The sequence below is a fragment of the Limnofasciculus baicalensis BBK-W-15 genome, from assembly GCF_024178385.1.
Classification (GTDB): domain Bacteria; phylum Cyanobacteriota; class Cyanobacteriia; order Cyanobacteriales; family Coleofasciculaceae; genus Limnofasciculus; species Limnofasciculus baicalensis.
The window spans coordinates 1-1444 of record NZ_JAMZMM010000687.1 but is presented as its reverse complement, the minus strand read 5'-3'; the positions used below and the strand labels follow the sequence as shown (position 1 = coordinate 1444).

The window sequence follows — 1444 nt, the reverse complement described above, 5'->3', positions numbered from 1 at the left end:
ATTATGGTGAAGCCTGCCCAATAATAGGGATGAGATAATTGGCGATTTTTTTGGGTTACTAATTCTTTTGGTAAGTTAACTTTGGTGTTTGTTCCGATTAATTTACCTGAATCAATATGGACTTTAGAGTGTAGCATGGCAAGTTGTGTTTGGCGGAGGGCTTCTGCTTTGAGGGAGATTTTTTCTGTGTGGAGTTGTTGGTAAAATTCGGTCATTAAGGCTAGTGTACCTAAATCGTCCATTTGCCACAGACTTGCCATGGCTGATTTGACTCCTGCTTGTACTGATAATCCGGCAAAACCCATCTCATTATTGTTATTTCCTACTGCTGTTTCACAAGCACTGAGTACTAATAATTCTACGGTTGGGAGAGCATACCATTGTACTAGTCTTAGTTCGTTTAATCCTATTTTTGTATCCCACAGTTGAATGTAGGGACTTTGGTTTTCGTCGAGAGGGAAGGAGGCGTGAGTTGATAGGTGAACGATATCAAATTTGGTTTTGCTGCGCTGATTTTGGAGATTGTTTATGGTGAATTGTTCGTTGAGGAATGATTCTCCTTTACCTACTTTTTGGAGGATAGTAGATAATTCTATAGGGACTGCGGGTAAGGGTGCTAGTGTGGAGTTGGGAAATTCTGATGCTCCCATGGCTAATATTTTAGCTTCTTTTATGTTTTGGTAACTTGTGTCGGTGAGGCTGATACTGGGAACGGAACCTATACTGTATTTTTCGATTAAAAATTGCTTGCCGTCGTGTAATGCAGCGAGGGGAATCATCCGTAATCCTCCATCCATTGAGAAAATTAGGGTGTTTATTTTTAAGGCGTTTAGTTCGGTTTCTAAGGGAGCAATGAACCACTGATATAGTTGTTGAGAAATTGGTAAGTAGGAGTCACTATTGTAATCGTTGAGAGTGTGGTAAAATTTCTGTAATTCGCGGCGTAAGGTTTTGCTATCAGCTTCTGGAACTATTTTGGAAATGGGTGAACCTTCGGGTGGTACTAATACAAGTTGCAAGCCGTCGGGCAGTGGGAGTGCGTAGATAACTACTGTTCTTTGTCCAGTTTGTTTTTCGATGGTTTTGAGGTTATCTCGCAAGCTGGCTGTGGTGACTTTTTTGTGGGTGATGTCTTCTCCTATATAGTTTTCAAATTGCTCTTCAAATTTTTTATCTATTAGGGTAACAATATCATCTGGTTGGTTTAGGGGTAGGTTTATGTAGGGGGCATTTAGGGTTAAATTTGGTGCGTTGGGAATTGGCCAAATAAATGTGTAGTTTCCGGTTTCTTGGTTGAGGTTAATTTCAGGTTTTACTCCTAAAATATCTCCGACAAGGTGGGCTAATGATTCGAGGGGGTTTCGCTGGGAGATGGGATTGGGATTTACGATAGTAGTGCCAGTTGAGGTAACAATAGTTGGGGTTTCTGGATGAGGAGTAGGAG

General features: G+C 40.9%; 1 protein-coding gene. It reads right to left on the bottom strand.

Annotated features, from left to right (window positions below):
• Positions 1-1444, bottom strand: a 1444-nt coding sequence (locus NJ959_RS29475) for a CHAT domain-containing protein (protein ID WP_254015316.1), incomplete at both ends; no start/stop codon positions are given.